Source organism: Aminobacter sp. J44 (assembly GCF_007829415.1).
GTDB lineage: Bacteria > Pseudomonadota > Alphaproteobacteria > Rhizobiales > Rhizobiaceae > Aerobium.
Map to the genome: position 1 here is coordinate 18,278 of NZ_VLJG01000013.1, position 25,461 is coordinate 43,738.

General features: G+C 64.2%; 21 protein-coding genes and 1 tRNA gene. 14 read left to right on the plus strand and 8 right to left on the minus strand.

Annotated features, from left to right (window positions below; all coding sequences use genetic code 11):
- Positions 1 to 62 precede the first annotated feature (62 nt).
- Genes L610_RS06890 through L610_RS06900 form a run of 3 tightly spaced genes read left to right on the plus strand, consistent with a single transcriptional unit; the run spans position 63 to position 3,012 of the window.
- Positions 63 to 1,202, plus strand: a complete 1,140-nt coding sequence (locus L610_RS06890) for an ABC transporter ATP-binding protein (protein ID WP_024848610.1) — start codon at positions 63 to 65, stop codon at positions 1,200 to 1,202.
- Positions 1,203 to 1,217: 15 nt separating this feature from the next.
- Positions 1,218 to 2,189 (plus strand): ABC transporter permease subunit, encoded by a 972-nt coding sequence (locus L610_RS06895; protein WP_144703763.1) that lies wholly within the window; start codon positions 1,218 to 1,220, stop codon positions 2,187 to 2,189.
- Position 2,190: 1 nt separating this feature from the next.
- On the plus strand, positions 2,191 to 3,012 hold the full coding sequence (locus tag L610_RS06900; RefSeq protein WP_024848612.1) for an ABC transporter permease: 822 nt from the start codon (positions 2,191 to 2,193) through the stop codon (positions 3,010 to 3,012).
- Between the two features lie 9 nt (positions 3,013 to 3,021).
- On the opposite strand, the gene L610_RS06905 is transcribed toward L610_RS06900, so the two are convergent.
- Positions 3,022 to 4,887 carry an AsmA family protein gene (locus L610_RS06905; protein ID WP_186441374.1) on the minus strand — a complete coding sequence of 622 codons (1,866 nt, stop codon included), beginning with the start codon at positions 4,885 to 4,887 and terminating at the stop codon, positions 3,022 to 3,024.
- Positions 4,888 to 5,075: 188 nt separating this feature from the next.
- Here L610_RS06905 and L610_RS06910 point away from each other — a divergent pair, with 188 nt between their 5' ends.
- The 3 genes from L610_RS06910 to L610_RS06920 all read left to right on the plus strand — a co-directional run bounded on the left by L610_RS06910 (position 5,076) and on the right by L610_RS06920 (position 10,001).
- A complete protein-coding gene (locus L610_RS06910; protein ID WP_144703769.1) occupies positions 5,076 to 7,034 on the plus strand; it encodes an acetoacetate--CoA ligase in 1,959 nt (652 codons plus the stop codon).
- A 400-nt stretch (positions 7,035 to 7,434) separates the two neighbouring features.
- Positions 7,435 to 8,421 (plus strand): iron ABC transporter substrate-binding protein, encoded by a 987-nt coding sequence (locus L610_RS06915; protein WP_144703772.1) that lies wholly within the window; start codon positions 7,435 to 7,437, stop codon positions 8,419 to 8,421.
- A gap of 86 nt (positions 8,422 to 8,507) precedes the next feature.
- Complete coding sequence (locus L610_RS06920) at positions 8,508 to 10,001, plus strand: iron ABC transporter permease (RefSeq protein WP_246658949.1); 1,494 nt, start codon at positions 8,508 to 8,510, stop codon at positions 9,999 to 10,001.
- Between the two features lie 6 nt (positions 10,002 to 10,007).
- On the opposite strand, the gene L610_RS06925 is transcribed toward L610_RS06920, so the two are convergent.
- Positions 10,008 to 13,535, minus strand: a complete 3,528-nt coding sequence (locus L610_RS06925; RefSeq protein ID WP_144703778.1) for a histidine kinase dimerization/phospho-acceptor domain-containing protein — start codon at positions 13,533 to 13,535, stop codon at positions 10,008 to 10,010.
- A 256-nt stretch (positions 13,536 to 13,791) separates the two neighbouring features.
- Here L610_RS06925 and L610_RS06930 point away from each other — a divergent pair, with 256 nt between their 5' ends.
- The 3 genes from L610_RS06930 to L610_RS06940 all read left to right on the plus strand — a co-directional run bounded on the left by L610_RS06930 (position 13,792) and on the right by L610_RS06940 (position 15,071).
- The gene (locus L610_RS06930) at positions 13,792 to 14,247 is read left to right on the plus strand and encodes a phasin (protein WP_144703781.1); all 456 of its coding nucleotides are present in this window, start codon (positions 13,792 to 13,794) and stop codon (positions 14,245 to 14,247) included.
- A 215-nt stretch (positions 14,248 to 14,462) separates the two neighbouring features.
- Positions 14,463 to 14,539 (plus strand) — tRNA-His (locus L610_RS06935).
- A gap of 154 nt (positions 14,540 to 14,693) precedes the next feature.
- Positions 14,694 to 15,071 carry a hypothetical protein gene (locus L610_RS06940; protein ID WP_144703784.1) on the plus strand — a complete coding sequence of 126 codons (378 nt, stop codon included), beginning with the start codon at positions 14,694 to 14,696 and terminating at the stop codon, positions 15,069 to 15,071.
- Positions 15,072 to 15,077: 6 nt separating this feature from the next.
- Here the strand turns inward: L610_RS06940 and xseA are convergent, their stop codons facing one another.
- Entirely contained in the window at positions 15,078 to 16,649 is a 1,572-nt protein-coding gene (gene xseA, locus L610_RS06945) for an exodeoxyribonuclease VII large subunit (RefSeq protein WP_144703787.1), read from the minus strand.
- 36 nt (positions 16,650 to 16,685) lie between these two features.
- Positions 16,686 to 17,642, minus strand: a complete 957-nt coding sequence (locus L610_RS06950; protein WP_024848621.1) for a LysR substrate-binding domain-containing protein — start codon at positions 17,640 to 17,642, stop codon at positions 16,686 to 16,688.
- A 175-nt stretch (positions 17,643 to 17,817) separates the two neighbouring features.
- Between L610_RS06950 and L610_RS06955 the strand changes: the two genes are divergently transcribed.
- Positions 17,818 to 18,108 carry a DUF1127 domain-containing protein gene (locus L610_RS06955; protein ID WP_144703790.1) on the plus strand — a complete coding sequence of 97 codons (291 nt, stop codon included), beginning with the start codon at positions 17,818 to 17,820 and terminating at the stop codon, positions 18,106 to 18,108.
- 103 nt (positions 18,109 to 18,211) lie between these two features.
- Here the strand turns inward: L610_RS06955 and L610_RS06960 are convergent, their stop codons facing one another.
- From L610_RS06960 to L610_RS06975, 4 genes are all read right to left on the minus strand, one after another.
- Positions 18,212 to 19,129, minus strand: a complete 918-nt coding sequence (locus L610_RS06960) for a DUF937 domain-containing protein (RefSeq protein WP_144703793.1) — start codon at positions 19,127 to 19,129, stop codon at positions 18,212 to 18,214.
- 52 nt (positions 19,130 to 19,181) lie between these two features.
- Entirely contained in the window at positions 19,182 to 20,555 is a 1,374-nt protein-coding gene (locus L610_RS06965) for a glutamate--cysteine ligase (protein ID WP_144703795.1), read from the minus strand.
- Positions 20,556 to 20,681: 126 nt separating this feature from the next.
- Positions 20,682 to 21,419 (minus strand): 16S rRNA (uracil(1498)-N(3))-methyltransferase, encoded by a 738-nt coding sequence (locus L610_RS06970; RefSeq protein ID WP_144703797.1) that lies wholly within the window; start codon positions 21,417 to 21,419, stop codon positions 20,682 to 20,684.
- A gap of 68 nt (positions 21,420 to 21,487) precedes the next feature.
- On the minus strand, positions 21,488 to 22,120 hold the full coding sequence (locus L610_RS06975; protein WP_144703869.1) for a hypothetical protein: 633 nt from the start codon (positions 22,118 to 22,120) through the stop codon (positions 21,488 to 21,490).
- 79 nt (positions 22,121 to 22,199) lie between these two features.
- Between L610_RS06975 and L610_RS06980 the strand changes: the two genes are divergently transcribed.
- The 4 genes from L610_RS06980 to L610_RS06995 all read left to right on the plus strand — a co-directional run bounded on the left by L610_RS06980 (position 22,200) and on the right by L610_RS06995 (position 25,391).
- On the plus strand, positions 22,200 to 22,916 hold the full coding sequence (locus L610_RS06980) for a type 1 glutamine amidotransferase (protein ID WP_144703800.1): 717 nt from the start codon (positions 22,200 to 22,202) through the stop codon (positions 22,914 to 22,916).
- Positions 22,917 to 23,056: 140 nt separating this feature from the next.
- Positions 23,057 to 23,353: a co-chaperone GroES gene (groES, locus tag L610_RS06985; RefSeq protein ID WP_024848629.1), complete on the plus strand. Its 297-nt coding sequence runs from the start codon at positions 23,057 to 23,059 to the stop codon at positions 23,351 to 23,353.
- Between the two features lie 82 nt (positions 23,354 to 23,435).
- The gene (gene groL / locus L610_RS06990) at positions 23,436 to 25,076 is read left to right on the plus strand and encodes a chaperonin GroEL (protein ID WP_144703802.1); all 1,641 of its coding nucleotides are present in this window, start codon (positions 23,436 to 23,438) and stop codon (positions 25,074 to 25,076) included.
- Positions 25,077 to 25,202: 126 nt separating this feature from the next.
- Positions 25,203 to 25,391, plus strand: coding sequence for a CsbD family protein (locus L610_RS06995; RefSeq protein WP_186441376.1), 189 nt, complete (start codon positions 25,203 to 25,205; stop codon positions 25,389 to 25,391).
- The last annotated feature ends 70 nt before the right edge of the window (positions 25,392 to 25,461 follow it).

Consider the following 25,461-nt stretch of genomic DNA (forward strand, 5'->3'; position numbering starts at 1 on the left):
CGCCGGCACAAGCTGCCGGCGCTGCCTTGCCAGCGCAATGATCGGGACGGGGAACCTCGACAATGAAATCGCTTGGTAGCATCCGCAGGAGCTTCGCACCCTGGAATGATCCACAGGCGCGGCCCTACATCTCGTTCCAGAATGTGACCAAGCGTTTTGGCGACTTCACTGCGGTCAACGACCTGTCGCTGGACATCTACGAACGCGAGTTCTTTGCGCTGCTCGGCGCGTCCGGCTGCGGCAAGTCCACGCTGCTGCGCATGCTGGCCGGCTTCGAGACGCCGACTTCGGGTCGCATCCTGCTCGACGGCCAGGACCTTGCCGGCATTCCACCCTACAAGCGGCCGGTCAACATGATGTTCCAGTCCTATGCGCTTTTCCCGCATATGACCGTGGAAGCCAATATCGCCTTCGGCCTCAAGCAGGACGGCATGCCGAAGGCTCAGATTGCCGAACGTGTCGCCGAAATGCTCAAGCTCGTCCGGCTCGAGCAGTTCGCCAAGCGCAAGCCACATCAGCTGTCGGGCGGCCAGCGCCAGCGCGTCGCGCTTGCCCGCTCGGTCGCCAAGCGCCCGAAGGTGCTGCTCCTCGACGAACCCCTCGGCGCGCTCGACAAGAAGCTGCGCGAGGCAACCCAGTTCGAACTCATGGACCTGCAGCAGGATCTGGGCCTTACCTTCGTCGTCGTCACGCACGACCAGGAGGAGGCCATGACCATGGCCGACCGCATCGCCATCATGGACAAGGGCAAGGTGATGCAGGTCGCAACGCCCGCCGAAATCTACGAAGCGCCGAGCTCGCGCTTCGTCGCCGATTTCGTCGGCAGCGTGAACATGCTGGAAGGAACCGTCACCAGCCGCAACGGCAACAGCGTCGTCATCAAGGGTAACAGCGGCGCGCAGATTTCGGTCGAGAACGCCGGCGACGCCGCCCCCGGCGCGGACGTCGCGTTTGCGATCCGTCCGGAAAAGATCAGGGTCACGTCCAAGCGGCCGGAGACCGCCGCCAACGCGATGGAAGGCGAGGTCTGGGATATCGCCTATCTCGGCGACATGACGGTCTACCACATCAAGCTCGGCGACGGTCAGGTCGTGAAGGCGAGCGCGCTTAACAGCGCCCGCGTCAGCGAGGACCCGCTGACCTGGTCCGATCGGGCATGGATTTCCTTCGCGCCGGATGCCGGCGTGGTTCTGACCCGCTAGCCTGGAGTAGATGACATGTCCCAGGCGAGCGCAGTGACCCGACCGGCGAGCGAGGCAAGTGCTTCGCACGGGCCGGGCGGAACCGTCCTGTCGGCTATCCTCAGCCGGCTGGTGATCGTCGTCCCCTATCTCTGGCTGCTGGTCTTCTTCCTCGCGCCCTTCGCGATCGTCTTCAAGATTTCGCTGTCGGAGACGGCGATCTCCATGCCGCCGTATTTCCCGGTGTTCAGCTGGGAGGACGGGCTTTCGGGTTTCTGGGAGAACGTGAAGGAGCTGTCCTTCGCCAACTATCTGTGGCTGGTTGACGATCCGCTCTACTTCAACGCCTACATCTCCAGCGTCGTCATCGCCGCGATCTCGACCTTCCTTGCGTTATTGGTCGGCTATCCGATGGCCTATGCTATGGCGCGCGCGCCGAGCTCGATCCGCATGGTGCTGCTGATGCTGGTCATCCTGCCGTTCTGGACGAGCTTCCTGATCCGCGTCTACGCCTGGATCGGCATCCTCAAGCCGGAGGGCCTCCTCAACCAGTTCCTGATGTGGGCCGGCGTCATCGACTCGCCGCTGCAGATCATGAACACGCACACGGCGATCTACATCGGCATCGTCTATTCGTACCTGCCGTTCATGGTGCTGCCGCTCTACGCTACGCTCGAGAAGATGGACTTCTCGCTGATCGAGGCGGCGCAGGACCTCGGCTGTCCGCCGATCTCCGCCTTCTGGAAGATCACTTTCCCGCTGTCGCTGCCGGGCGTCGTCGCGGGCTGCCTGCTGGTGTTCATCCCGGCTGTCGGCGAGTTCGTCATCCCCGACCTACTCGGCGGCTCGCAGACGCTGATGATCGGCAAGACGCTGTGGAACGAGTTCTTCGGCAACCGCGACTGGCCCGTGGCATCGGCGGTGGCGGTGGTCCTGCTTTTGATCCTGGTGGTGCCAATGATGTTCTTCCAGCGTGCCCAGGCGCGTTCTCAGGAACAGGAGCGCTGACATGCAGGGCAAGCTCAGCCGCTTCAACATCACCGCGCTCGTCCTCGGCTTTGCCTTCCTTTACCTGCCGATCGTGCTGCTGGTGATCTATTCGTTCAACGACTCCAAGCTGGTCACGGTCTGGGGAGGGTTCTCGACGAGGTGGTACGCCTCGCTGCTGTCGAACCACCTTCTGCTGGATGCGGCATGGGTTACGGCGCGCGTCGCCTTCATCTCGGCGACGGTTGCCACGGTGCTCGGCACGCTCGCGGCCCTTGCGCTCGTGCGCTACACACGCTTCCGCGGCCGTTTCCTGTTCTCCGGCATGGTATTCGCGCCGCTGGTGATGCCGGAGGTGATCACCGGCCTGTCGCTGCTGCTGCTGTTCGTGGCAGTCGGCCTCGATCGCGGGTTCCTGACCATCGTTCTCGCGCACATCACATTCACCATGTGCTTCGTGGCGGTGGTGGTGCAGTCGCGCCTGATGAGCTTCGACCGTTCGCTCGAGGAAGCGGCGATGGACCTTGGCGCCACGCCGTTCAGGACCTTCATCCATGTCACGCTGCCGGTGATCCTGCCTGCGGTCGTTTCCGGCTGGATGCTGGCCTTCACCCTGTCGCTCGACGACCTGGTGATCGCGAGCTTCACCTCGGGTCCAGGCGCAACCACGCTGCCGATGCGCATCTACAGCCAGGTCCGCCTCGGCGTGACGCCGGAAATCAATGCGGTCTGCACGCTGCTGATCGGGGTGGTGACGATCGGCGTGCTGGCGGCGGCGATCGTCAACAAGCGGCGCGACATCCAGCGCCAGCGCGACGAGCAGGCGGCGGCGCAGGCAAACTAGGCCTGCGCTCTACTGCTGCTGTTCTGCCTGCGGTTGTGGCCGGGCCTCTTCCTGCTGCTCAGAGGGAACGACCGGCGCGACATAAGGCGAATCCCAAGCCCCACCGATGAAGAACGGCAGCTCGGCAAGGCCGCGCGTGCCGTCCGGCAGGATCGGCTCGAGCTTGCCTGAGATTGCAAGCGCGCGCCCGAAATAGGGGATGATGCCAGTAAAGGAGAAGACGCGCTGGTCGTCGAGGAAGACGTCCGCCTTCTCGATCCGCGCAACGCCACCGGTCACCTTGGCCTTGAAGTCGGCACCCTTGAGGGCGATGGGACCGCCCGCCACTTCCGACAGCGCGAAGAAGCCGCCGGCCGCCCAGCGGTTGCGGAACTTGGCGAGGTCGAGGCCGCCGAGTGAGCCCTGGCCAAGGGTTGTGGTGACGGAGCCTTCCGCCGAGCCAAGCACGGCGTTCCAGTCATCTCCGGTGCCCTTGAGCATGACGGAAATATTGGTACGGCCCTGCGGCAGCAGCTTTTCTGCTCCCGCCGCCTTTGCAAGCTGCAGCGCCTCCACCTCGGTGGCTATCATTCGGATCTCGACTGTCTTCTTGTCGTCGGCCTTGTCGATGCGAAGGCCCGCCTGCAACTCGCCGCCGAAGCCGTTGGCGTGCGACAGGTCGAGCGCCATCAGCGGCCCCTTGACCTGCGTCGAGGCGGCGACGTCGGTGAGCTCGGCGTTGCCGAGCGTGGCCGTTGCCGCAGACAGCCGCAGGTCGAGGGCCATCTGGTGGGCGATGCCGGTCTCAAGCGGTTGCGACAGGCTGCCCCTGCCGGTTGCGATGGAGGTGAAGCCGGCGAGGTAGGTGCGAAGGTCCAGCTTGTCGAAGGCGAGCGTGCCGGAGATCGCGGGAACGGGATCGGCAAAGGCGATGTCGATGACACCGGTGCCGTTATTGCCGCCGAAGTTGAGCGCGACAGATTCAAGACGCACGCGCTGGGCGTTGCCCCGGATGTTGCTGGTCAGCGTAACCGGGCCGATGGTGCCGCTCGGCGTGATCGGTATCTGCGCCCAATCAAGCATGCGCCGCAGCGCCGGCGTGTTGATCTGCCCGTTGCCTTCGAAGAAGCGCTCGCCGCTGAAGTTGACCTTGCCCTCGAATGAGGCCTCCACCAAGGCCGATTTGAGCGATGCCGTCACGTCGCCGTTGCCGCCGCCCATCAGGATCAGCGGCGTAGCCGCCGACGCCTCGACATTAACGGATTCCCCGCGCCAGACGCCGTTTGCAGTGATGCGCAGCGTGCGGTTGAGCGCCGGCCAGGTGATCTTGCCGGTCAGGTTCGTCAGGCTCTCGATATTGTCGCCGTCAACGAGGGCGATCCTGCCGTCAGAGAATTCCACGGTGCCGAAGGCGTCAGAGGGGAGGGAGGTGACATCCGGGTTCTTCGGATCCGCGGTGATCAGCCGTTTGGCCGCCTGGATCGCCTGAACAATGCGGCCGCCGCCGGGGGAAGCGGGGAGCTCCAGTGAGGTCTCGGTACGCGTAAGCCGCAGCGACGGACGGTACATAGCGATCGCGGACATCTCGATGCGCCCGCGTACCGCAGCAAGCGGCGACAGCGACACGACGAGCCGGTCAGCCTCCAGGACCGCTTGCGATTCGCCCGACCATTCATGGAACGAGACGTCGCGCAGGGTCGCGCGGAAGGCGGGCCACACCTCGAGCTGCGGCGCCTCGCCGAGCGCGACGCGATAACCGCTCCAGAGGGAGAGCTCATAGGCGATGCGGTCGCGCACGATCTGTGTCGACGCGATCCATGGCAGGATAGTCACGAACAGCAACGCGAGCAGAAGGAGCAGTGCGAGCGCAGCGATACCCTTCTTGACCGTAGACAAGCCCATCCGACCTCGCATTCACCCTGAGCGTGGAGCGTATTACGCCCTTTCGTTCCCACCTATAGGCAATTTCAACCTTTTGTGGCCCCGAGGTGGCGTTTTCCAACAGGACATCTGCCGGTCGGGTGCTTGCGTAGTCCGTTCGGCCTGTGCTTAGTCCGACGCGACATGCATTTGGAGGAAGGCATATGTCGCAAGCATCCCCGCTCTGGAGTCCGTCACCCGAGGCTATCGCAAGCGCCGCGATCAGCCAGTTTGCAAGGCGGGCAGAACAGCTAAGCGGCACGAAGCTGGACAGCTACCGGGCCCTCCACGACTGGTCGATCAACGACCGCGAGGCCTTCTGGTCGCTCATTTGGGATTATTGCGGCATCGTCGGCGAGCGTGGCGAGCGGGTGCTGGTCGACGGCGACAAGATGCCGGGCGCAAAGTTCTTCCCCGACGCGAAGCTGAACTTCGCGGAAAACCTCTTGAAGAAGAGCGGCAGCGCGGAGGCGATCGTCTTCCGCGGTGAGGACAAGGTTGAACGCGTACTGTCGTGGGACGAGCTGCGCGCGCTGGTCTCGCGCATACAGCAGCTGTTCCGCGCTCATGGGGTCAAGGCGGGCGACCGCATAGCGGCGATGATGCCGAACATGCCGGAGACGGTTGCGGGCATGCTGGCGGCTGCATCGCTGGGGGCGATCTGGTCGTCCTGTTCGCCCGACTTCGGCGAACAGGGCGTGCTCGACCGCTTCGGCCAGATCGAGCCGGTGCTGTTCATTGCGCCCGACGGCTACTGGTATGCCGGCAAACGCATCGACGTCGGCGCCAAGATTGCGGCGGTGCTCGACAAGCTGCCGACGGTGCGCGCGGCATTTGTCGTTGACTATCTGGGAGCGGCGGCAAGCGTTGCTGCGAAAATCGACAAGGCCGAGGCGCTTGAGGCGGCGCTTGCACCTTATCAGCCTGCGGAACTCACCTTCGAGCGGCTGTCGTTCAGCCACCCGCTCTACATCCTGTTTTCGTCGGGAACGACTGGCGTGCCGAAGTGCATCGTCCACTCGGCCGGCGGCACGCTGCTGCAGCATGTGAAGGAGCACCGGCTGCACGCCGGGATTCGCGACGGCGACCGCTTCTTCTACTTCACCACCTGCGGCTGGATGATGTGGAACTGGCTCGTCACCGGCCTCGCCTCCGGCGCGACGCTGCTGCTCTACGACGGCTCTCCGTTTCATCCGGACGGCAATGCCATCTTCGACTACGCCCGCGACTGGAAGATGACCTACTTCGGCACCTCGGCGAAGTTCATTGACAGCGTACGTAAGGCGGACCTGCGCCCGATCGACACGCACGACCTGTCGTCGGTTCGCGTCATCTCTTCGACCGGCTCGCCGCTTGCGCCCGAGTGCTTCCGCTTCGTCTATGAGGGCATCAAGGAAGACGTGCATCTTGCCTCGATCTCGGGCGGCACCGACATCGTCTCCTGCTTCGTGCTCGGCGTGCCAACGCTGCCCGTATGGATCGGCGAGATCCAGGGGCCGGGCCTCGGCATGGCGGTGGACGTGTGGAATGACGACGGCAAGCCGGTGCGCCTGGAGAAGGGCGAGCTCGTTTGCACGAAGGCGTTCCCGTCGATGCCGGTGATGTTCTGGAACGACCCGGAGGGCAAAAAGTACCGGTCGGCTTATTTCGAGCGCTTCGACAATGTCTGGTGCCATGGCGACTTCGCCGAATGGACCGAGCACGACGGCATGATCATCCATGGACGCTCGGACGCGACGCTCAACCCCGGCGGCGTGCGCATCGGCACGGCGGAAATCTACAACCAGGTCGAGCAGCTCGACGAGATCCTCGAGGCTATCTGCATCGGTCAGGATTGGGAGGGCGACGTGCGCGTCGTCCTGTTCGTGCGGCTGGCGCCGGGCGTGAAGCTCGATGCGGCGCTCGAACAGAAGATCCGCACGAAAATCCGCACCGGGGCGAGCCCCCGCCACGTGCCGGCGAAGATCGTTACCGTCGCCGACATTCCTCGCACCAAGTCCGGCAAGATCACTGAGCTGGCGGTACGTGACGTCGTTCACGGCCGCGAAGTGAAGAACAAGGAGGCGCTGGCAAATCCCGAGGCGCTGGAGCTTTTCCGCGACCTGCCGGAACTGCAGAACTAAGGGTTAACGGTTCCTTGCCCCGGAATTTACCTAGATTTCAGGGAGACTATCGATCGGTAAAACTGTCAGGACCCCGGCAAGGATTTGTTAACTCCGGCGGCCCGATAGTCGCACACAACTTGAGGGACATTGTTGTCCGTCGCTCCGGCGAAGGGTCGCTCAAGCCCTTGTGTGACAGCCTTTCTGAGAAAACTTTTCAGGCGCTCCTTCGGGAGCGCTTTTTTTTATTGCTTAGCGGGTTAAGCAAGTAGTTCTGGTAGCAGAATGGGCCGTTCCGAATAAAACTTGAACTTCTCGCTCATCTAATGTACCGGTCTTTCAGGGCATCTAAAGGAGAGGATGGTTGTCCCGCCGTGATGCTCCCAATGTCATCTGTTCAACCTTGAACTGGAGCATGAGCATGAGGAGCCTTATCGCAGGTTTTATTGCGCTGGCGCTAAGTATTCCGGCTGCTGTACAGGCGCAGGAACTGACGATCTATTCCGGTCGCGGCGAGGCGCTGATCGGCCCTGTCATCAAGAAGTTCGAGGAAGATACCGGCATCAAGGCCAACGTCCGCTATGCCGGCACGGCCGAGCTCGCGACGCTTCTGCAGGAAGAGGGCGATCAGTCGCCGGCCGACGTGTTCTGGGCGCAGGATGGTGGCGCGCTTGGTGCCATTGCCCCGCTGTTTGCTGACCTTCCGCCCGAGATGAACCAGGGCGTGGCCGAGGCCTTCAGGAACGTCAACAACAAGTGGGTTCCGACCAGCGGCCGCTCGCGCGTGCTCGTCTACTCGAAGGAGCGCGTGCAAGAGGCCGATCTTCCGGCCTCGATCGACGACCTGACCGACCCGAAGTACAAGGGCAAGGTTGCCTGGGCGCCGACGAATGGTTCGTTCCAGGCGTTCGTGACCGCCTACCGCGTCGCCAATGGCGACGACGCCGCCAAGAAGTGGCTCGAAGGCATGATCGCCAACGAGGCCAAGGTCTACAAGAACAACGGCGCGCAGATCGAGGGCATCGCCAATGGCGAGGTCGATTTCGGGCTGGTGAACAACTACTACCTTGGCCGCTACCTCGCGACGGATCCGGACTATCCGGTGGCGATGACGCACTTCAAGGCAGGTGACATCGGTAACCTCTTGAACGTCGCCGGGGCCGGCATCGTCAAGGCGAGCGACAACCAGGAGAACGCGAAGAAATTCCTCGAATATCTCCTGTCGCCGGTCGCGCAGCAGTACATCACGCTGCAGGGCAACGAGTATCCGGTGATCCCGGGCCTCATCGTCAACACGACGCTGGAATCCTTCGCGACCGTGCAGGAGATCAGCCCCAAGATCGACATCGACCAGATCAGCGACCTTGAAGGAACGCTGGCTCTGCTGCGTGAAGTAGGCCTGCTCTGACAACCATGCTTGCATCCTCGCGGGCGTCGCAGAAGCGGCGCCCGCATCTGTTTCTGCTGGTCCCTGCCGTGATTGTAGCAGTGGGGATGCTTTTGCCCTTCGTCTACCTCGTTGCCCGCTCACTCGAGGCCGACGCCGCGACGCTTGCCGAGATTGTCTTCCGCGAGCGCAATCTGCTTCTCCTGCGCAACACGCTGGCGCTCACGCTTGGTGTCCTGTTGATGACGACGCTGATCGCGCTGCCGTTGGCGTGGCTCGTCGTGCGCAGCGACCTGAAGTTCAAGAAGTTCCACGCCACCATGGGCGTGCTGCCGCTGGCGGTGCCGGGCTATGTGATGGCCTATGCGCTCATCGGCCTGTCGGGCTACTACGGCTTTGCGAGCCACTTCTTCGGCATCCGCCTGCCGCGCCCGGAGGGCCTGACGGGCTCGGTGCTGGCGCTGTCGCTCTACACATTCCCCTATCTCTTCCTGAACCTGCGCGCCTCACTGCTCGGTCTCGATCCCGGTCTCGAGGAGACCGCCCGCAGCCTCGGCCGCACGCCGTGGCAGACCTTCTTCGCGGTGGTCGTGCCGCACCTTGTGCCGGCACTGCTGTCCGGCTGGCTGGTGATCGGCCTCTATGTCCTCGGCGACTTCGGCGTCATCGCACTGATGCGCTACGAGGTGTTCAGCTACGCCATCTACACGCAGTATTCCGGCGCCTTCGACCGCGTCTATGCGGCCTGGCTGTCGCTGATGCTGATGGCGGTGACGCTCTCCTTCATCCTGATCGAAGCGCGGCTGCGCGGGCGCCGCTACGTCCGCACCGGCAAGGGCGCGGCGCGACGGGCTGCACCGATTCCCCTCGGCCGGGCGCGCCCGCTCGTCTGGCTGTTCCTCACCTCAGTCTACATTGCCTCGATCGGCCTGCCGCTGATGGTGCTGAGCTACTGGATCTGGCGCGCCGGCCCGCTCGTCGACCCTGGCGAGGTCGCGACTGCCTTCTACCGGACCGCGCTGGTCGCCGTGCCGGCGGCACTGATTGCAATCTCCCTCGCGGTGCCGGTGGTCTACCTCACCGTCCGCTTCCCGTCGCCTGCGTCCTCCGCGCTCGACCGACTGGTCTATCTCGGCTACGCGGKCCCGCCGCTCGCCTTCGCCCTGTCGATGGCGTTCTTCGCCCTGCGTGCAGCACCCTGGCTCTACCAGACCGCGACGCTGCTGATCTTCGCCTATGTGATGACGTTCCTTGCGCTTGCGATCGGCCCGGTGCGCAGCCGGTTGCTGCAGATCGGCCCGCGCTACGAGGAAGTGTCGCGCTCGCTGGGGCACGGGCCGTTCGCGTCCTTCATGCTGACGACCTTCCCGCTACTGCGCACCTCGATGCTGTCCGGCGCGCTGCTGGTCTTCATCATGATCGTGAAGGAATTGCCGATCACCTTCCTGCTCGCGCCTATTGGCTACAGCACGCTGGCAACGACCGTGTTCTCCCGCACGTCAGAAGGCATGATGGCGGAGGCGGCTCCGCACGCGCTGATGATCGTGCTGTTCTCCAGCCTGTTCGTGGGACTGATCCTGCGCCACGAGGGCCGCAGATAAGGCTCGCTATTCTGCGAGCACGCGGGTCGACGGGAAGACGACTTCCACCATCGTGCCTTCGCCCGGCGTCGAGGTAATCGTGAAGCGGGCGCGGTTGGCTTCCACCATGGCCTTCGTCAGCGGCAGCCCGAGGCCGGTCCCGTCGCGGCGGCCGCGCTTGAGCGCATTGATCTGCTTGAACGGCTTCAGCGCCTGGTCGATCTCGGCGAGCGTCATGCCGATGCCGGTGTCGCGCACCCGCATCACCACATCGCCCGACGGCTCGTAGGAGGTGGAGACGATCACCTGGCCGCCCGCCTGCGTGTAGCGGATCGCGTTGGAGAGAAGGTTCAGCGCGATCTGGCGCACGCTGCGCAGGTCCGCCACCACTTCCGGCAGGTTCGAGGCGAGCGACGAGCGGATGATGACGCGCTCGCGATTGGCCTGCGGCTGCATCATCGCCACCGTCTCGGCGAGCGAGTCGTTCAGCGACACCGCCTCGTAGTGCATCTCCTGCTCGCCCGCCTCGATCTTAGAGATGTCGAGGAGGTCGTTGACGAGGTCGAGCACGTGATTGCCCGAGCGGTTGATGTCGCGCAGGTAGTCGCGGTAGCGGTCGGAGCCGATCGGCCCGAACTTTTCGTCCATCATCAGCTCGGAAAAGCCGATGATGGCGTTCAGCGGCGTGCGAATCTCGTGGCTGACTCGCGCCAGGAACTCGGTCTTCTGTGAGGAGGCGCGTTCGGCCTGAGCGCGGGCCTGGGTCAGCTGCTCCTCGGCGCGCTTCCACTGGGTAATGTCGCGCAGAACGGCGCAGTAGCCGCTGTCTTCCGGCAGCTTGCCGATGGTCATGAACAGCGGGATGAAGCGCCCCTGTGCCTCACGACCGATCACCTCGCGCCCGTCATTGAGGATGCTGGCGACGCCGTTGCCGTAGAGGCCGGCGAGGTAGTCCTGCGCCGCCTTGCGGCTTTCGATGGCAAACAGCGTGTGGAATGGCTTGCCTTCGACCTGCGCGCTGTCGAAGCCGAACAGGGCCTCGGCGGGCTTCGAGATCGAGCGGATCGTCGTGTCCGCATTGATGAGGACGACGCCGTCGGTGGCCGTGTCGATGATGGTGCGCAGCATCGCGACCTCGCGGTCGACGTCTTCCTGCCGCGGCTCCGCCGCGCGCGCCGGCTCGGGCTGCTGCACGATCACCTGTTCCGGCTCCTTGCGGCGCAGCGACAAAAGCAGCGCCGAGCGGCCGTACCAGCGCACCGACTGCAGGTGCGCGTCGACGGGAATTTCCTCGCCGCCGAGCGTTCGGACGGTGACGCGGCCGGCGTGGCCCTCGCGCTCCTCGCCATTGCAGTCGACGAACAGCCGGTCGAGCCCGCCCTCGCGGCGGATCTGGTCGAGGCTGGCGTAGCCCGTCAGCGACAGGAACTCGCGGTTGGCGAAATAGAGCTCGTCGCCGGCGTGAATCAGCAGCGGGATCGGCAACCCGGCCACCAGCTCGGGATCGACGCTCGGCCGTCCGCCACTGCTGGCGAAGGCTGACGGCATCAGGCCCTGGAGCGTTGGCGGCGTCTGCGTCTCGGCCTCAACAGGTTGCGGGCGGACAGGCTCGGGCTGGACCGGTTCCTCGGCGACGGCTTCGGGCTCCGCCTCTGCGTCCTCTGCCTCAGCCGGTTCGCCCGCTTCGGCTTCTCTAGTCTCTTCAGACTCCGCTCTTACGGTTTCGGCTGACTCTTCGGCGTCTTTGGCCTCGACGGGCTCTTCTGCAAGCTCTGCCGACAGGGGCTCCTCGGTAACTTCCGCGTCGGAGCCGCCGTCCATCTCGGTCAGGTGATTGACGGGTTCGGGCGCGGGAGATGTGTGCTCTTCCTGCGGCGCGAGAGTCTCGGGCTGGATTTCCTCGGGAAGCTCCGTGATCGTCGCGGCCTCTGGTTCCTCAGCCGGAGCCTCAGCTTCTTTCGCGGTCTCCTGCTCAGCCTTTTTCTCGGCCTCGCTGGCCAAGAAATCCTGCTGCAGCCGCGCGCGGATTTCTTCAAACGCCGAGCGATCAGAGGGCGACAGACGGCGTTCATGCCGCTGCTGCGAGCGGTGCTCGGCGAGGCGGATCACCTTGTTGTCGTTGGTCTGCACAACCTGCGGTGCCGCTGTTTCTTCAGGCGCAGCGTCGGCCGTAACCGCAGGCTGCTCTGTTCCAGCCGGCGGCTCTCCCTCGGCTGTTTGCGGGATCTCGAACGCCGGGGGGCGAAGTTTCAGGCCGCGCGCTGCCGGATCCTCCACGGCATCGCCGATACGCACCACGCCAAACCCCCGAAAGCCTTCGAACACCCGGTCGCGGTTGTAGACGGGCAGCGCTGCGAGATCGACGGGTGCGGCGCGGTCAGTGCCGGCAATTGGCCACAGCACCGTGCGGCCAGACCAGGTGTCGCGCCGCTGCAAGAGCTTGATGATCTCGCCGGACGGGTCCAGCGCCAGCTGTTCGGACACTTCCCCGAACGGGCGGCCGATCACGTTCGCCGCCTCGGGGCCGACTGCCTGCACGAACTCATCGGATATAGAGCTGAACGCGTCGTTCGCGTCCGTGCGCCAGACGAAGCGGACCGGGTCCGGCTTTGCCGGGGCAGGGGCGGGCGAAGAACTGACGGTGTCGTCCGCTTCAGCGTCCGGTTCCGCTCCCTGCTTGTCGCCGGCAAAGTACCAGTCGTCGGGTTCGCCGGGGGCCGCAGCTTCCAAACGCGGCGCTTCCGGAGCCGGTGCAGCCTCTGCAACGAGATCGGGAAGGTCGGCATCGGAAGGGAGGGGAAGATCGTCCACCGGCTCTGATTCGGAAACCGGCTCGACCGGCGCGGCTGCCGCTTCCTGCGCGGGGGCGGGGATCTCCGCCTCCGTCTCCACCGGCGTCTGTGCCGTGATCAACAGGTGAGTCGCCGGCTCGTCGGTGAGGCGGGCAAGACCCGCCGGAATCATCCCGCCCCTAGCTGGGATGAGACGCTTGACCAGCCGGTCGCGCTCCTGCGCGACGTCGGCGACCAGTGTCTCCAGCGTCGCGGGTGCAATACCGAGCTCGCCGAAGCCGGGGGACGAGGCTGACAGCCTGCCGGATGCATCCAGCATCGCGGCGAAATAGCCGGCCTCGCCAAAACCCTGGATCGCCCGCGCGGCCGCTTCCGATTCGTCGAGCGAGGTGCTGACCTTCGCGGGCTCCGCCAGCAGGATCACCGGTGTTCCGTCGGGAAGGGTGATGCCGCTTGCAAGGAAGGGCACGAGCCGGCTGCCGGTCCCGCTGGCAAGGCGCACGGCAACAGGCCGGTTGCGGCCGATTCGCGGAAAGCCGGGCGTGGCCTCGATCTGCCGGCGTGCGGCGAGCGCGAGGCCGGGTGAAGCGCCCATCACGGTTTCGATGTCGGGATAGCCGAGCAGCGCGGCACCCGGGCCGTTGGCCCAGATCACCTCCTCAAGGTCGATCGACAGAATCGCCAGCGCATCGCCCGTAGCAAAGCGCGCCCGTACATCTTCCAGGACGGCGATGTCGATAAACGAGACTGCACCAGACGCCATTCACGAACCTGAACTGCTCGGGCCGCAGGGCCCCCGACACTTAACTGATTGTTAATAAAGGGCCCAGGCCCCAACGTCCAGAAAACGCGCTGTTGTGCGCCTTCAATTCTCGCGTGTTGGTTAACGCCGGCACGGTTGCTGCTTTGTGCGTCGCAACATCATTGTTGCAATGCAGCAAAAAATGTCCTATATAGCATTCAACATGTTCTGCGGCGCCTATCCTGCTGTTGACACAGAGAGTTTGAAGGACAGAGCTATGAATAAAGCCACTGCCAATACCGCCGAGACTATCGAATTCCCGACTTTCGACGCCGCCAGGACCACGGAACAGTTCCGTGCTTTCACCGAGCAGAGCGTCGAACAGTCGAAGGAAGCCTACGCCAAGTTCAAGTCCGGCGTCGAGACCGCACAGAAGGCCTTCGAATCGACCTTCGAGACCGCACGCAACGCCGGCACCGAGATTTCCCTGAAGTCAATTGCCGCCGCCCGCGCCAACACCGAGGCTGGTTTCTCGCACCTCGAGGCGCTGGCGAAGGCCCGCACGTTCTCGGAAGTGATCGAGCTGCAGACTTCGTACTTCCGCAAGTCGGCCGAATCGGTTGCCGAGCAGGCCAAGGAGTTCCAGTCGCTGACCCAGAAAGCTGCGGCGGACGTCTCCAAGCCAATGAAGGACGCTTTCGACACCACCCTGGCGGAACTTAAGTTCGCCTGAGGCATTAGTTCGACAAGTTCCCTGCGAGACGGATCCTCCTCCCTCCCGATCGCAGGATAGAAGGCCGGCTCCTCCTCCCGCCGGTCTCTCACAGAGAAAGGCCGGGTCCTCCTCCCCCCGGCCTTTTTCTATTTCTCTACAAACTTCGTGCGGAACGGGCTTGAAATCTGATCCGATAGCCCGTAATAGCCAGCCAGCCCGTGAGGCTGCCGTGTGCGGTTGTAGCTCAGCTGGTTAGAGCGCCGGATTGTGGATCCGGAGGTCGCTGGTTCGATCCCAGCCAACCGTACCATCTCTTCCCCCTACATTCAGTTTTTCCAAGGCATTTCCTGGCTTTGGTCGTGCGTGGCTCGCCTCCATGGTGATCCCGGAGCGGACGGAGGCAAGGCGAGGAACATTAGGCGACGCTAATCTGTTCGGTGCTCCCAGGATGAAAGGGCTCCGACATGAAACTTTTTAAGACGATGACGCTCGCAGCTGCGCTCACGGCTTTGCCAATGGGCATGGCGATAGCCGACTGTGTCGATCCAACCACCAGCGCCAGCACCTCAGACCAGCCGAAGACGGCACCGGTCGCCAAGGACGGCTCGACCGCGCCGCTCGAAACCGAGGCAACCAGCAACTCCACCACGACCGCAAATCCGCCCGCTCAGGAAGAAACGGCCCAGAAGGACGGCGGCACCATGCCGCTGGCCTCTCAAGAAGGTGGCGGCAACACCGACATCGCCACCTCGCAGCAGGACGTGGAAGCGCAGCAGGAAGGCGAGGAAACCGCGGCAGCCAAGGCCGCAGATCAGGCCGAGAACTGCCCGGATAAGGGATAGCTCGGCCTAGAACAGCGAGCCCTGCTCGCCACCTGGCGCTTTTGCGGCGGGTTTTMCCTTCGGCTTTGGGGGCTGGCCGCCGCCGGAGGCGATGACCGCGACCTTGCCGTCACAGAATTCGAGAGCCAGCTCGTCGCCGCGCGTAACGTTCGCGGCGCGGCGGACGAGTTCGCCGGAAGGGGTTGTCACCAGCGCAAAGCCACGGTCGAGGATCGACTGGTAGGAAACGCTGCGCAGCAGGCGTCCGGCCTGTTCGAGCCGGCGGCGGCGTTCGCGCAGCTGGACTTCGATGGGTTCGATGCGCAGGCGCAGCGATGCGCGATGCAGGCGCTCGGCAGAGCGTTCCAGACGGCGCTCGAGGCAGGCGTCGCCCCGGCGCGTCAGCAGGCTAAGCGACTGTGCATGCTGGGAAAGTCGGCGCGACAGCGCTTCCGGCGAAACCCGGGCCGCGTCGCGGTCGAAGCGGCGACGTGCTTCCCGAACGCGGCGGTCGAGGATAGCCGGTGAAAGGCGCAGGCCCCGCAGCTGCAGCCGTTTTGCTTCGGTGTTGCCAACGAGCGCACGTTCCAGCCGGCTTGACGCTTCATCGAAGCGGCGGCGCGGCAGAGCAAGCAACTGGTCGGGCGAGGGGAGGGCGCGCGCGGCCGCGCGCAGCGACTGCCGCTTGCGGTCCGTGCAGCGAGAGATCGCGCCTTTGAGGCGCGCCGCAAGGCTCGCCACCGTGGCTTCGAGTTCTGCTTTCACCGGGACCGCAAGCTCGGCCGCACCCGTCGGTGTCGGTGCACGCACATCGGCAGCGTGGTCGATCAGGGTCCAGTCGGTTTCGTGACCCACCGCGGAAATAACGGGGATGGCAGACGCAGCGACTGCCCGCACCGCCGCCTCATCATTGAAACCCCAAAGATCCTCAAGGCTGCCACCGCCGCGCGCCACGATCAGCACGTCGGGGCGCGGGATCGGCACGTTCGGGTCGAGCGCGTTGAAGCCGGCAACAGCCGCGGAGACTTCCGCGCCGGTCGTCTCGCCCTGCACGCGCACCGGCCAGACGATGACGTGCAGCGGGAAGCGGTCGGAGATGCGGTGGATGATGTCACGGATGACGGCGCCCGTCGGCGAGGTCACCACGCCGACGACCATCGGCATGAATGGCAGCCGCCGCTTGCGGGTGTCGTCGAACAGGCCCTCGGCGGCAAGCTTGCGGCGGCGCTCTTCGATGAGCGCCATCAGCGCGCCGGCGCCGGCGGGCTCGAGGCTTTCAATGACGATCTGGTATTTTGAAGAGCCCGGATAGGTGGTCAGCTTGCCGTGAGCGATCACTTCCATGCCCTCTTCGGGCCGGAATTTCAGGCGGGCGAAGCTGCCCTTCCAGATCACCGCCTCCAGGCGGGCACGCTCGTCCTTCAGCGCGAAATAGGCGTGGCCCGATGAGTGCGGTCCGCGATAGCCGGAGATTTCGCCGCGCACCCGTACATTGCCAAACGTGTCCTCGACGGTGCGCTTCAGCGCGCCGGAGATCTCGCTGACCGTGTATTCGGCAGCGTTGGTCGGCGAATCGTTGCCGGGGAAGAAATCGCTCATCCGCTGATTGGGCAGAGCCAAGCAGGTGAGGTCAAGTCACCATCCCGGCAATATGTGGCTGGGGCGCAGGCGTTTTCCCCGGCCGTAGGTAACGCCGGCGAAGTCGAACTGGCCTGCCTCGTCGACCTGCGGCAGCGAGATGTTGTCGAGGCTTTCGGCGATATGGCGCGCAAGCGCGTCGACCAGCTCCGGCTGGCTGGTGTGACCGCGCATGATGCCGATGCGCACGTCGGGCAGCTGGCCGAAGCCGTCCGCCTCGCCGAGCACGCGCATGCCGGGACGGAGCGCGCATTCCGGCAGCACCGACACCGCCTGGCCGGACAGCACCGCTGCGATGATGACCGTCGCCGACCAGCTGGTGAAGAGGATGCGGTAGTCGCGCCCCATCGCGTCGAGCATGTCGCAGGCAGCGCGACGCCACATGCATGTGGTGCGCCCGACGGCGATGGGCAGCACCTCTTCCTTGTGGATCGAATGGTTGGCCGAAGTCACCCACAGCAGCGGCTCGCGCCGGACGACCTCGGAGGTGCCGCGATCGTTGTCATGCGTGACGATGGCGATGTCGAGCTGGCCACGCCGGATCTGCTCCTGCAGGTTGATCGTCGGCTCGCACGTTACCGAAAGTTCGACGCGAGGATTGGAGCGGGCAAATCTCGCCATGATCTCGGGGAGGAACCGGTCGGCATAGTCGTCCGGCGTGCCGATGCGGATGCTGCCCTCCAGGCTGGTGTCATCGAAGGCGGCAAGGATTTCGCGGTTGAGGCGCAAAAGGCGTCGCGCATAGGTCAGCAGACGCTCGCCTTCTTCGGTAAGACGGTTGGTGCGTCCCTCCTTGACGAAGAGGTCCTTGCCGATCCGCTCCTCCAGCCGGCGCATCTGCATCGAGACGGCCGACTGGGTGCGGTGAACCTCTTCCGCAGCCTTGGTGAAGCTGCCGGAGTCGGCAATGGCGACGAATGTCTGCAACTGGTCGAGGTCGAGCGGCGCGGGCATTTGAGCAATCCATCAAAAATGCTGAACCCAAACATTAAAACATTCGTTGGATTAATCAATGCGCCTGTGCGATCCATAATTCGCACAACAGCTGGCATTGAGAGAGTTTTTTAGCGCTGCGGGATGGTCCCGGAGAGCGGCTCTGCTCGTGCCTTCGTCAAAGAGGAGAAAGACGATGATCGCCCTGGAATCCGCCCCGAAGGTAGCCGCCGCACCCGCGCGCCCGGTTACGACCTGGGAGCAGGTATTCAACGGCCTGCGCGCCATTATGCGTGCTCTCATCAATCGTCGTCATCTCAGCGAGCTCAATGACATGACGGATATTCAGCTCGAGGACATCGGCCTGGACCGCGAAGACCTGCGCGCGGCAATGAACATGCCGCTGCATGTCGATCCGACAACCCAGCTTGGCCGCCTCGCACACGAGCGCGCGCAGATCATGGCCGCCGCACGGCATGTCTGCTGACAAAGGTTTACGCAGGCACAGAGCTCCCAAGCCCCGATGTCCCCTTCGGAATGCCTGCAGCCTGCCCGGCCGTCGCAAGATGGCCGGGCTTTTTTATTGAAGCCTAGTTGCGCCTCATGCCCTGCAGGAACTGGTCGAAGATCGAGCCGACATTCTTCTCGTAGTCGTCGCGCGTCTTGCGGCCGGCCTCGAACATGTCGCCGAACAGGTCGTCGTAAGGACTGCGCTGGCGCCCGCTGGGGTTCGCGCGCGGCTGGGCGCGCTGCGTCGTCTGGCGCGGCGCAGGCTCCTCTTCCTCGGCCTGGCGTCCGCCGCGCAGCATGTCGCTGAAAATCCTTCCGAGCGGATTGTCGGCAAACGGGTCCTGCGGTTGCGTCCGCGAGGTCGGCCGCTGCGGCTCGCTTGCCTGGCCGCCGCCGAACATGCCCTCAAGGATCTTGCCAAGCGGATTGTCGAAGGGAGAAGCCTGCTCGGGTTCAGGCTCCGGCGCGCGGCGCTGCTGTTGGGGCGATGCCCCGCCGCCTGCCTGGCGCATCATCTGTTCGATGATTTCCTGCAGCGGATTGCCTTGACCGCCAAAGCCGGCCGCCGCCTGCGTCTGGCCGGCGGTCTGCTTGAACAGTCCGCCCATGATCATGGTGGCAAGCGCCGGCAGCATCTGCTTCAGGATTTCCTGGCCGATGCCGGTCATCTGCGAGGCCTGCGCGGCGACTGCGCGCGAAAGGTCCTTGGACCCGAACAGGTGGCCGAGGATGCCGTTGCCTTCGGCGACGCCCTGCGGCGAGAAAGCGTTGGTCGCGTCATCGAAGTACCTGGCGTGCTGGCCGGATGCGAGCGCCTGGAGAAAGGAGCCGAGGTCGTAGGGGTTCGACGCGTTGCGCTTAAGCCCCTGACTGAAAGCAGGCAGCAAGGCTTCCAGCGCGGCCTCAACCTGCTGTTGCGAAAGACCGAACTGGCGGGCCATCTGCTGGATGGCCTGGCCGTTCTGCGCGCTGGTCAGCATGTCGAATAGTGACGACATGGCATTCTCCCTCGTTGTCGATCCGAGGGAGCGTAGCGCAATCGCGCCGGACTCAATAGGCGAATTCGAGGAACACCGGTTCGATCGAACCGCCCCAGCGGGTGTGGAAGGCCTTGACCATTTCCTCGGCGCTGGTGCTGCCGCGCGCGACGATTTCCTCAAGCGGGGCAAGATAGCCGGTCTCGTCGTAGCCTTCGCGGTTCTTCTGGTTGCGGGCGGCAAGGCCCGAACGGGAAATTTCCAGAACCTCGCGCGCGACTTCGCGCAGCGTGCGATTGCGCAGCTTGGTGGCGAGCCCCTGTGCCGGCACCTCGTCGCGCATCTGGATGACTTCGTTGTAGGTCCAGTCGCTGGTCAACGTCTCGGCGGCATCGAGTGCGGCGTCGTCGTAGAGCAGGCCGACCCAGAAGGCAGGCAGCGCGCAGATGCGCCGCCACGGGCCGCCGTCCGCGCCGCGCATCTCGAGGAAGCGCTTGAGGCGCACATCGGGGAACAGGGTCGACAGGTGGTTCGCCCAATCGCCCATCGTCGGGACGCCGTTCGGGATTTCGTCCTTCAGCGCGCCGTTCATGAACTGGCGGAAGGTAACGTGGGTAGCGTCGAAATAGCGGCCCTCGCGGATGATGAAGTACATCGGCACGTCGAGCGCCCACTCGACATAGTCGGCAAAGCCGAAGTTCGGCGCGAGGAAGAACTCCTTGATGCCGGCGCGTGCATTGTCGGTGTCGCGCCAGATGTCGCCGCGCCAGCTCTGCAGGCCATTCGTCGTGCCCTCGGTGAAGGGCGAGCTCGCAAACAGCGCCGTCGCAAGCGGCTGCAGCTTCAGCGAGGTCTGCATCTTGCGGCGCATGTCGGCTTCCGAGGAGAAGTCGAGATTCACCTGGATCGTGCAGGTGCGGTACATCATGTCGAGGCCCTTGGTGCCGACCTTGGGCATGTAGGCGGTCATGATGTCGTAGCGCGACTTCGGCATGCGCGGCGTTTCCGCCAGCGTCCATTTGGGGCTGCCGCCGAGGCCGAGGAAACGGATGCCGAGCGGCTCGGCGATTTCGCGCAGCTGCGCAAGGTGGGCGTTGCCCTCGCGGCAGGTCTGGTGGATCGTCTTCAGCGGTGCGCCGGACAGCTCGAACTGGCCGCCGGGCTCGAGGCTGATCGCGCCCTGGCCGGTCGGCTCTACAAGGCCGATTATGTGGCCGGCATCGATGATCGGCTCCCAGCCGAGCAGGCGCTGCATGCCTTCGAGCAGGGCACGGATGCCCTTGTCGCCGCCATAGGGGACCGGCCGGTTGCCGTCGACGTAGAACGGGAACTTCTCGTGCTCGGTGCCGATTCGCCACTCTTCCTTGGGCTTGTTGCCGGCTGCGAGGTAGGAAACGAGTTCGTCAAACCCCTCAATCGGCCGAAAATCGGTCGTGTCACGCGCCATTTCGTTTCCTCAACTCGTGGGGCCGCCCTCAATATACGGCAGCGAGGCGAGTGTTGACCGCAAGAGAGGCTGGCGATCAAGTGAAAAATCCTGAGCGTTCGATGACAGGAAGTTGATCCTGAACCTCTACCGCCAGTCGCCCAGCGTCGCCTGCATCACCGCCATCGCTGCAACCGCAGCCGTATCGGCGCGCAGGATGCGCGACCCGAGCGGGATAGCTGTGACGAAGGGGAGGGCGGTCAGCATCTTCCGCTCCTCGTCCGAAAAGCCGCCTTCGGGGCCGACCAGCAGGCCGAGTTTCCTTTCCTCTATCGTCTGCAGGATCGGCAGCGGATTGTCGCCCGCCGCGCTCTCGTCGCAGTAGATCAGCCGCCGGTCTTTCTCCCATTCGGCGAGCAGCCGCTCGAGCTTCACCGGCTGGCGCACCGCAGGGACGGCCAGTACGCCGCACTGTTCGGCTGCCTCGATGACGTTGGCCTCGTATTTCTCGACCGGCACCTTCGGCGCCTGCGTGTGCTGGGTCAGCGTCGGCTGCAGCACGCCCGCGCCCATCTCGACTGCCTTTTGCACGAGATAGTCGAGGCGGCCCACCTTCAGCGGCGCGAAGGCGTAGATGAGGTCCGGCGTTTCGGGCTGCGGGCGCGTCTGCTCCTCGACGGCGAGCTGCACCGCCTTCTTGCCCACCGCCTTGACCGTGGCCTTCCACTCGCCGTCGCGGCCATTGAAGACGAGCAGCTCCGCGCCTTCGGCCATGCGAAGGACGTGAGCGAGGTAGTGGCTCTGGCTCTTGTCGGCGTCGAAGGAGACGCCGGAGCTGAGGTCGTGCGGCACGAACAGCCGCTGAAGACGATAGTTTGCACGCATCGGCTGGTGATGCGGCGCGCGCGCGGCCGGGTCAAGTCCTGGCGCGTTCCCCGTTGAGAGTTCCCTTGTCAGCGTTCGGCGGCAGTAGGATGCCAGGTGGGGGAGTAGCCGTTGCGCAGCACGGCGACGGTCGATGGTGGCGTCAGCAACCAGCAGTCGGCGCTCTGAAGAACGGGCATCGGGCCGCCGTACCCGCCGAAGCTCCATGGAAGCAGCTGGCCGGAGCGAACAGCAAATGCTCTTTCGCTGTCCGCAACGAATGCACCGTCCGGCAGGACGGCGACCTTGGCGGGCGTAAGCTGCTGCGCAGTGCCGCCGCTTGCGAGTCGTTCCGCATGGAGGACGGCGTCCATTTCCGGCGCGGACGGCGAGCCGGAAAAGCACCGGCGAAACAGCTTCGCCGCCTCGCGCCGGCAGTAGAAGCAGGGGCGATGCCCGGCAGCAAGGGCGGTCGGCTCATCGAGAAAGAAAAGCTCGGTCCAGCCCGCGCCGCCGGAAGGCGAGTTCCTGCCCATGGGCTCGCGGCGGATGCCTCGCGGATGTTCCAGCGTGCAGATGATCCAGGCCTTCGTCGTCCATCGCCGCCGAAGCAACGTCCGGGTTTCAGGATCGTGGATCACGCCTCGATTGCCGGTGAATATCCCGCGCTGCTGTGCCGCATGAATTTGTCCGTACGGATCCACCCGATTTTGCAGTGGCACAGGCCATCTCTCTTTCTGTCGCGCGAGCCTCATGCTATCGCTCGCAGCGCTTTTTGCACCACATGAAGAAGAGGCTTTGATGCGCGTCCTTGTCGTCCAGAATTTCCAGGGCACTGGTCTTGGTCTTCTCGGAACAGCACTGGATGAGGCCAAAGCGCAAATAGAGACGATTTTCCCCTATCTCGGCGACCCGTTGCCGAAGGATGCCTCGGCGCACGATGCGCTGATCGTGCTCGGCGGAGGCCAGAATGCGCTCGCGGACGACACCCATCCCTACTTCCCGGACCTGCTCAAGCTGATCCGCAAGTTCACCGACGCGGGTCGCTCTGTGCTCGGCATCTGCCTCGGCAGCCAGCTGCTCGCCCGAGCCTACAACGCGGAAAACATCATCGGTGGCGCGACGGAATTCGGTTGGCAGAACATCGAGCTGAACGATGAGGGTGAGTCGGATCCGATCTTCAGGGGCGTCGACCCGTCCTTCCCGATCTTCCAGTGGCACGATGACACCTTCATCCTGCCGCGCGGCGCCACCCGCCTTGCCGGCTCGATCAAGGTGCACAATCAGGCGTTCCGCCTTGGCCGCGCCACATATGGCATTCAGTTTCACTTCGAGGCTGACCGCAAGGTCGTCGAGCAGTGGAGCGCCGAGTTCGCCGACTGGATTGCGGAGAAGCAGCCCGACTGGCCCGAGCGCCACCCGCAGGATGCCGCGCGTTTCGGCCCGGCTGCCGATGCGGTGGGCCTGAAGATCGCCCGCAACTGGGTGGCGACGATCAGGCGTTCTTCCGCCCGGTAACCAAAACGTTGCCCTCGATATTGACTCCCCTTGGGCCCCTCACTATCTCTCGCGGCATGTTAGCACTCTCCCTCGGTGAGTGCTAAACAGCCGGCGCCCTGCCGGAAGAGGGAACCTTTATCCTGTTGAGGAACCAAGAGATGGCAAATACGAATTTCCGCCCGCTCCATGACCGTGTCGTTGTGCGCCGGGTTGAGTCCGAGGAGCGGACTGCTGGCGGCATCATCATTCCGGACACTGCCAAGGAAAAGCCGCAGGAAGGCGAAGTCATCGCGGTTGGCTCGGGCGCTCGCGACGAGACCGGCAAGCTGCTTCCGCTGGACGTCAAGGTTGGTGACCGCGTCCTGTTCGGCAAGTGGTCGGGCACCGAGGTCAAGCTCAATGGTCAGGACCTCCTGATCATGAAGGAATCCGACATCATGGGCATCATCGGCTGATTTCAGGCCGCCCCCTCTCGAATTCTCATTTCTCATTCCGGCTGGTTCGTTTCGCGAACGGCCGTGAAAATTGGAGCTGAATATGGCTGCTAAAGAAGTACGTTTCTCCCGTGATGCTCGTGAGCGCATGCTGCGCGGCGTCAACATCCTCGCCGATGCGGTGAAGGTTACCCTCGGCCCGAAGGGCCGCAACGTCGTCATCGACAAGTCGTTCGGCGCTCCGCGCATCACCAAGGACGGCGTCTCGGTCGCCAAGGAAATCGAGCTTGAGGACAAGTTCGAGAACATGGGCGCCCAGCTGGTCCGCGAAGTCGCTTCGAAGACCAACGACCTCGCTGGTGACGGCACCACCACCGCGACCGTTCTCGCTCAGGCGATCGTCCAGGAAGGCCACAAGGCTGTCGCAGCCGGCATGAACCCGATGGACCTGAAGCGCGGTATCGACCTCGCTGTCGCTGACGTCGTCGCACAGCTGGCCGCTGCCACGAAGAAGATCAACACCTCGGAAGAGGTTGCTCAGGTCGGCACCATCTCGGCTAACGGCGAGAAGGAAATCGGCGAGATGATCGCGTCGGCCATGCAGAAGGTCGGCAACGAGGGTGTCATCACCGTCGAGGAAGCTAAGACCGCCGAGACCGAGCTCGAGGTCGTCGAGGGCATGCAGTTCGACCGCGGCTACCTGTCGCCGTACTTCGTGACCAACCCGGAGAAGATGGTCGCCGATCTCGAGGATGCCTACATCCTCCTGCACGAGAAGAAGCTCTCCAACCTGCAGTCGATGCTGCCGGTCCTCGAGGCTGTCGTCCAGACCTCGAAGCCGCTCGTCATCATCGCTGAGGACGTCGAGGGCGAGGCTCTTGCCACGCTCGTCGTCAACAAGCTGCGCGGCGGCCTCAAGATCGCTGCCGTCAAGGCTCCGGGCTTCGGCGACCGCCGCAAGGCCATGCTCGAGGACATCGCGATCCTCACCGGCGGCCAGGTGATCTCGGAAGACCTCGGCATCAAGCTCGAGAACGTCACTCTCGACATGCTCGGCCGTGCGAAGAAGGTGCAGATCTCCAAGGAGAACACCACCATCGTCGACGGCGCTGGCCAGAAGGCCGAGATCGAGGGCCGCGTTGCCCAGATCAAGCAGCAGATCGAAGAGACCACTTCGGACTACGACCGTGAGAAGCTCCAGGAGCGTCTCGCCAAGCTCGCTGGCGGCGTTGCCGTCATCCGCGTCGGCGGTGCGACCGAGGTTGAGGTCAAGGAGAAGAAGGACCGCGTCGACGACGCTCTGAACGCAACCCGCGCCGCTGTGGAAGAGGGTATCGTTCCGGGTGGTGGCACCGCGCTCCTGCGCGCTTCGGCCAACCTCTCGGCCAAGGGCGCCAACGCTGACCAGGAAGCCGGCATCAACATCATCCGTCGCGCTCTGCAGGCTCCGGCTCGCCAGATCGCCACGAACGCTGGTGACGAGGCTTCGGTCGTTGTCGGCAAGATCCTCGAGAACGCGTCGTCCACCTTCGGCTACAACGCCCAGACCGGCGAGTTCGGCGACATGATCGCTGCCGGTATCGTCGACCCGACCAAGGTCGTCCGTACCGCTCTGCAGGACGCTGCTTCGGTTGCCGGCCTGCTGATCACCACCGAGGCCATGATCGCCGAGGCTCCGAAGAAGGACACCCCGGCTCCGGCAATGCCGGGCGGCATGGGTGGCATGGGCGGCATGGACTTCTAATAAGTCCGGCTACCAGCCAGTTATCAGCGGGGCGGCAGCGATGCCGCCCCGTTTTTTTGTGCCCGCGCGCAACCAAAGCGACATGAGCCCGTTTTCCTGCACGGCCGCGATCGGCTGTTATGAAGGATGGAAAACATGCCCAATACAGATCAGGTCAAAGGTGTGGCCAAGCAGGCCAAAGGTGCGGTGAAGGAAGCAGCCGGCAAGGCGACCGGCTCCCGCAAGATGGAAGCTGAAGGCAAGGTAGATCTGGTCGCTGGCAAGACACAGAAGGCCTACGGCGACGTGAAGGACAAGGTTAAGAAGGCGCTCTGAGGCGTCCCACTCAGGCAACGTAAACTGAGGAGCGATCCTAGCGGCTCGCTCCTTTTTATATTTCGCGGTG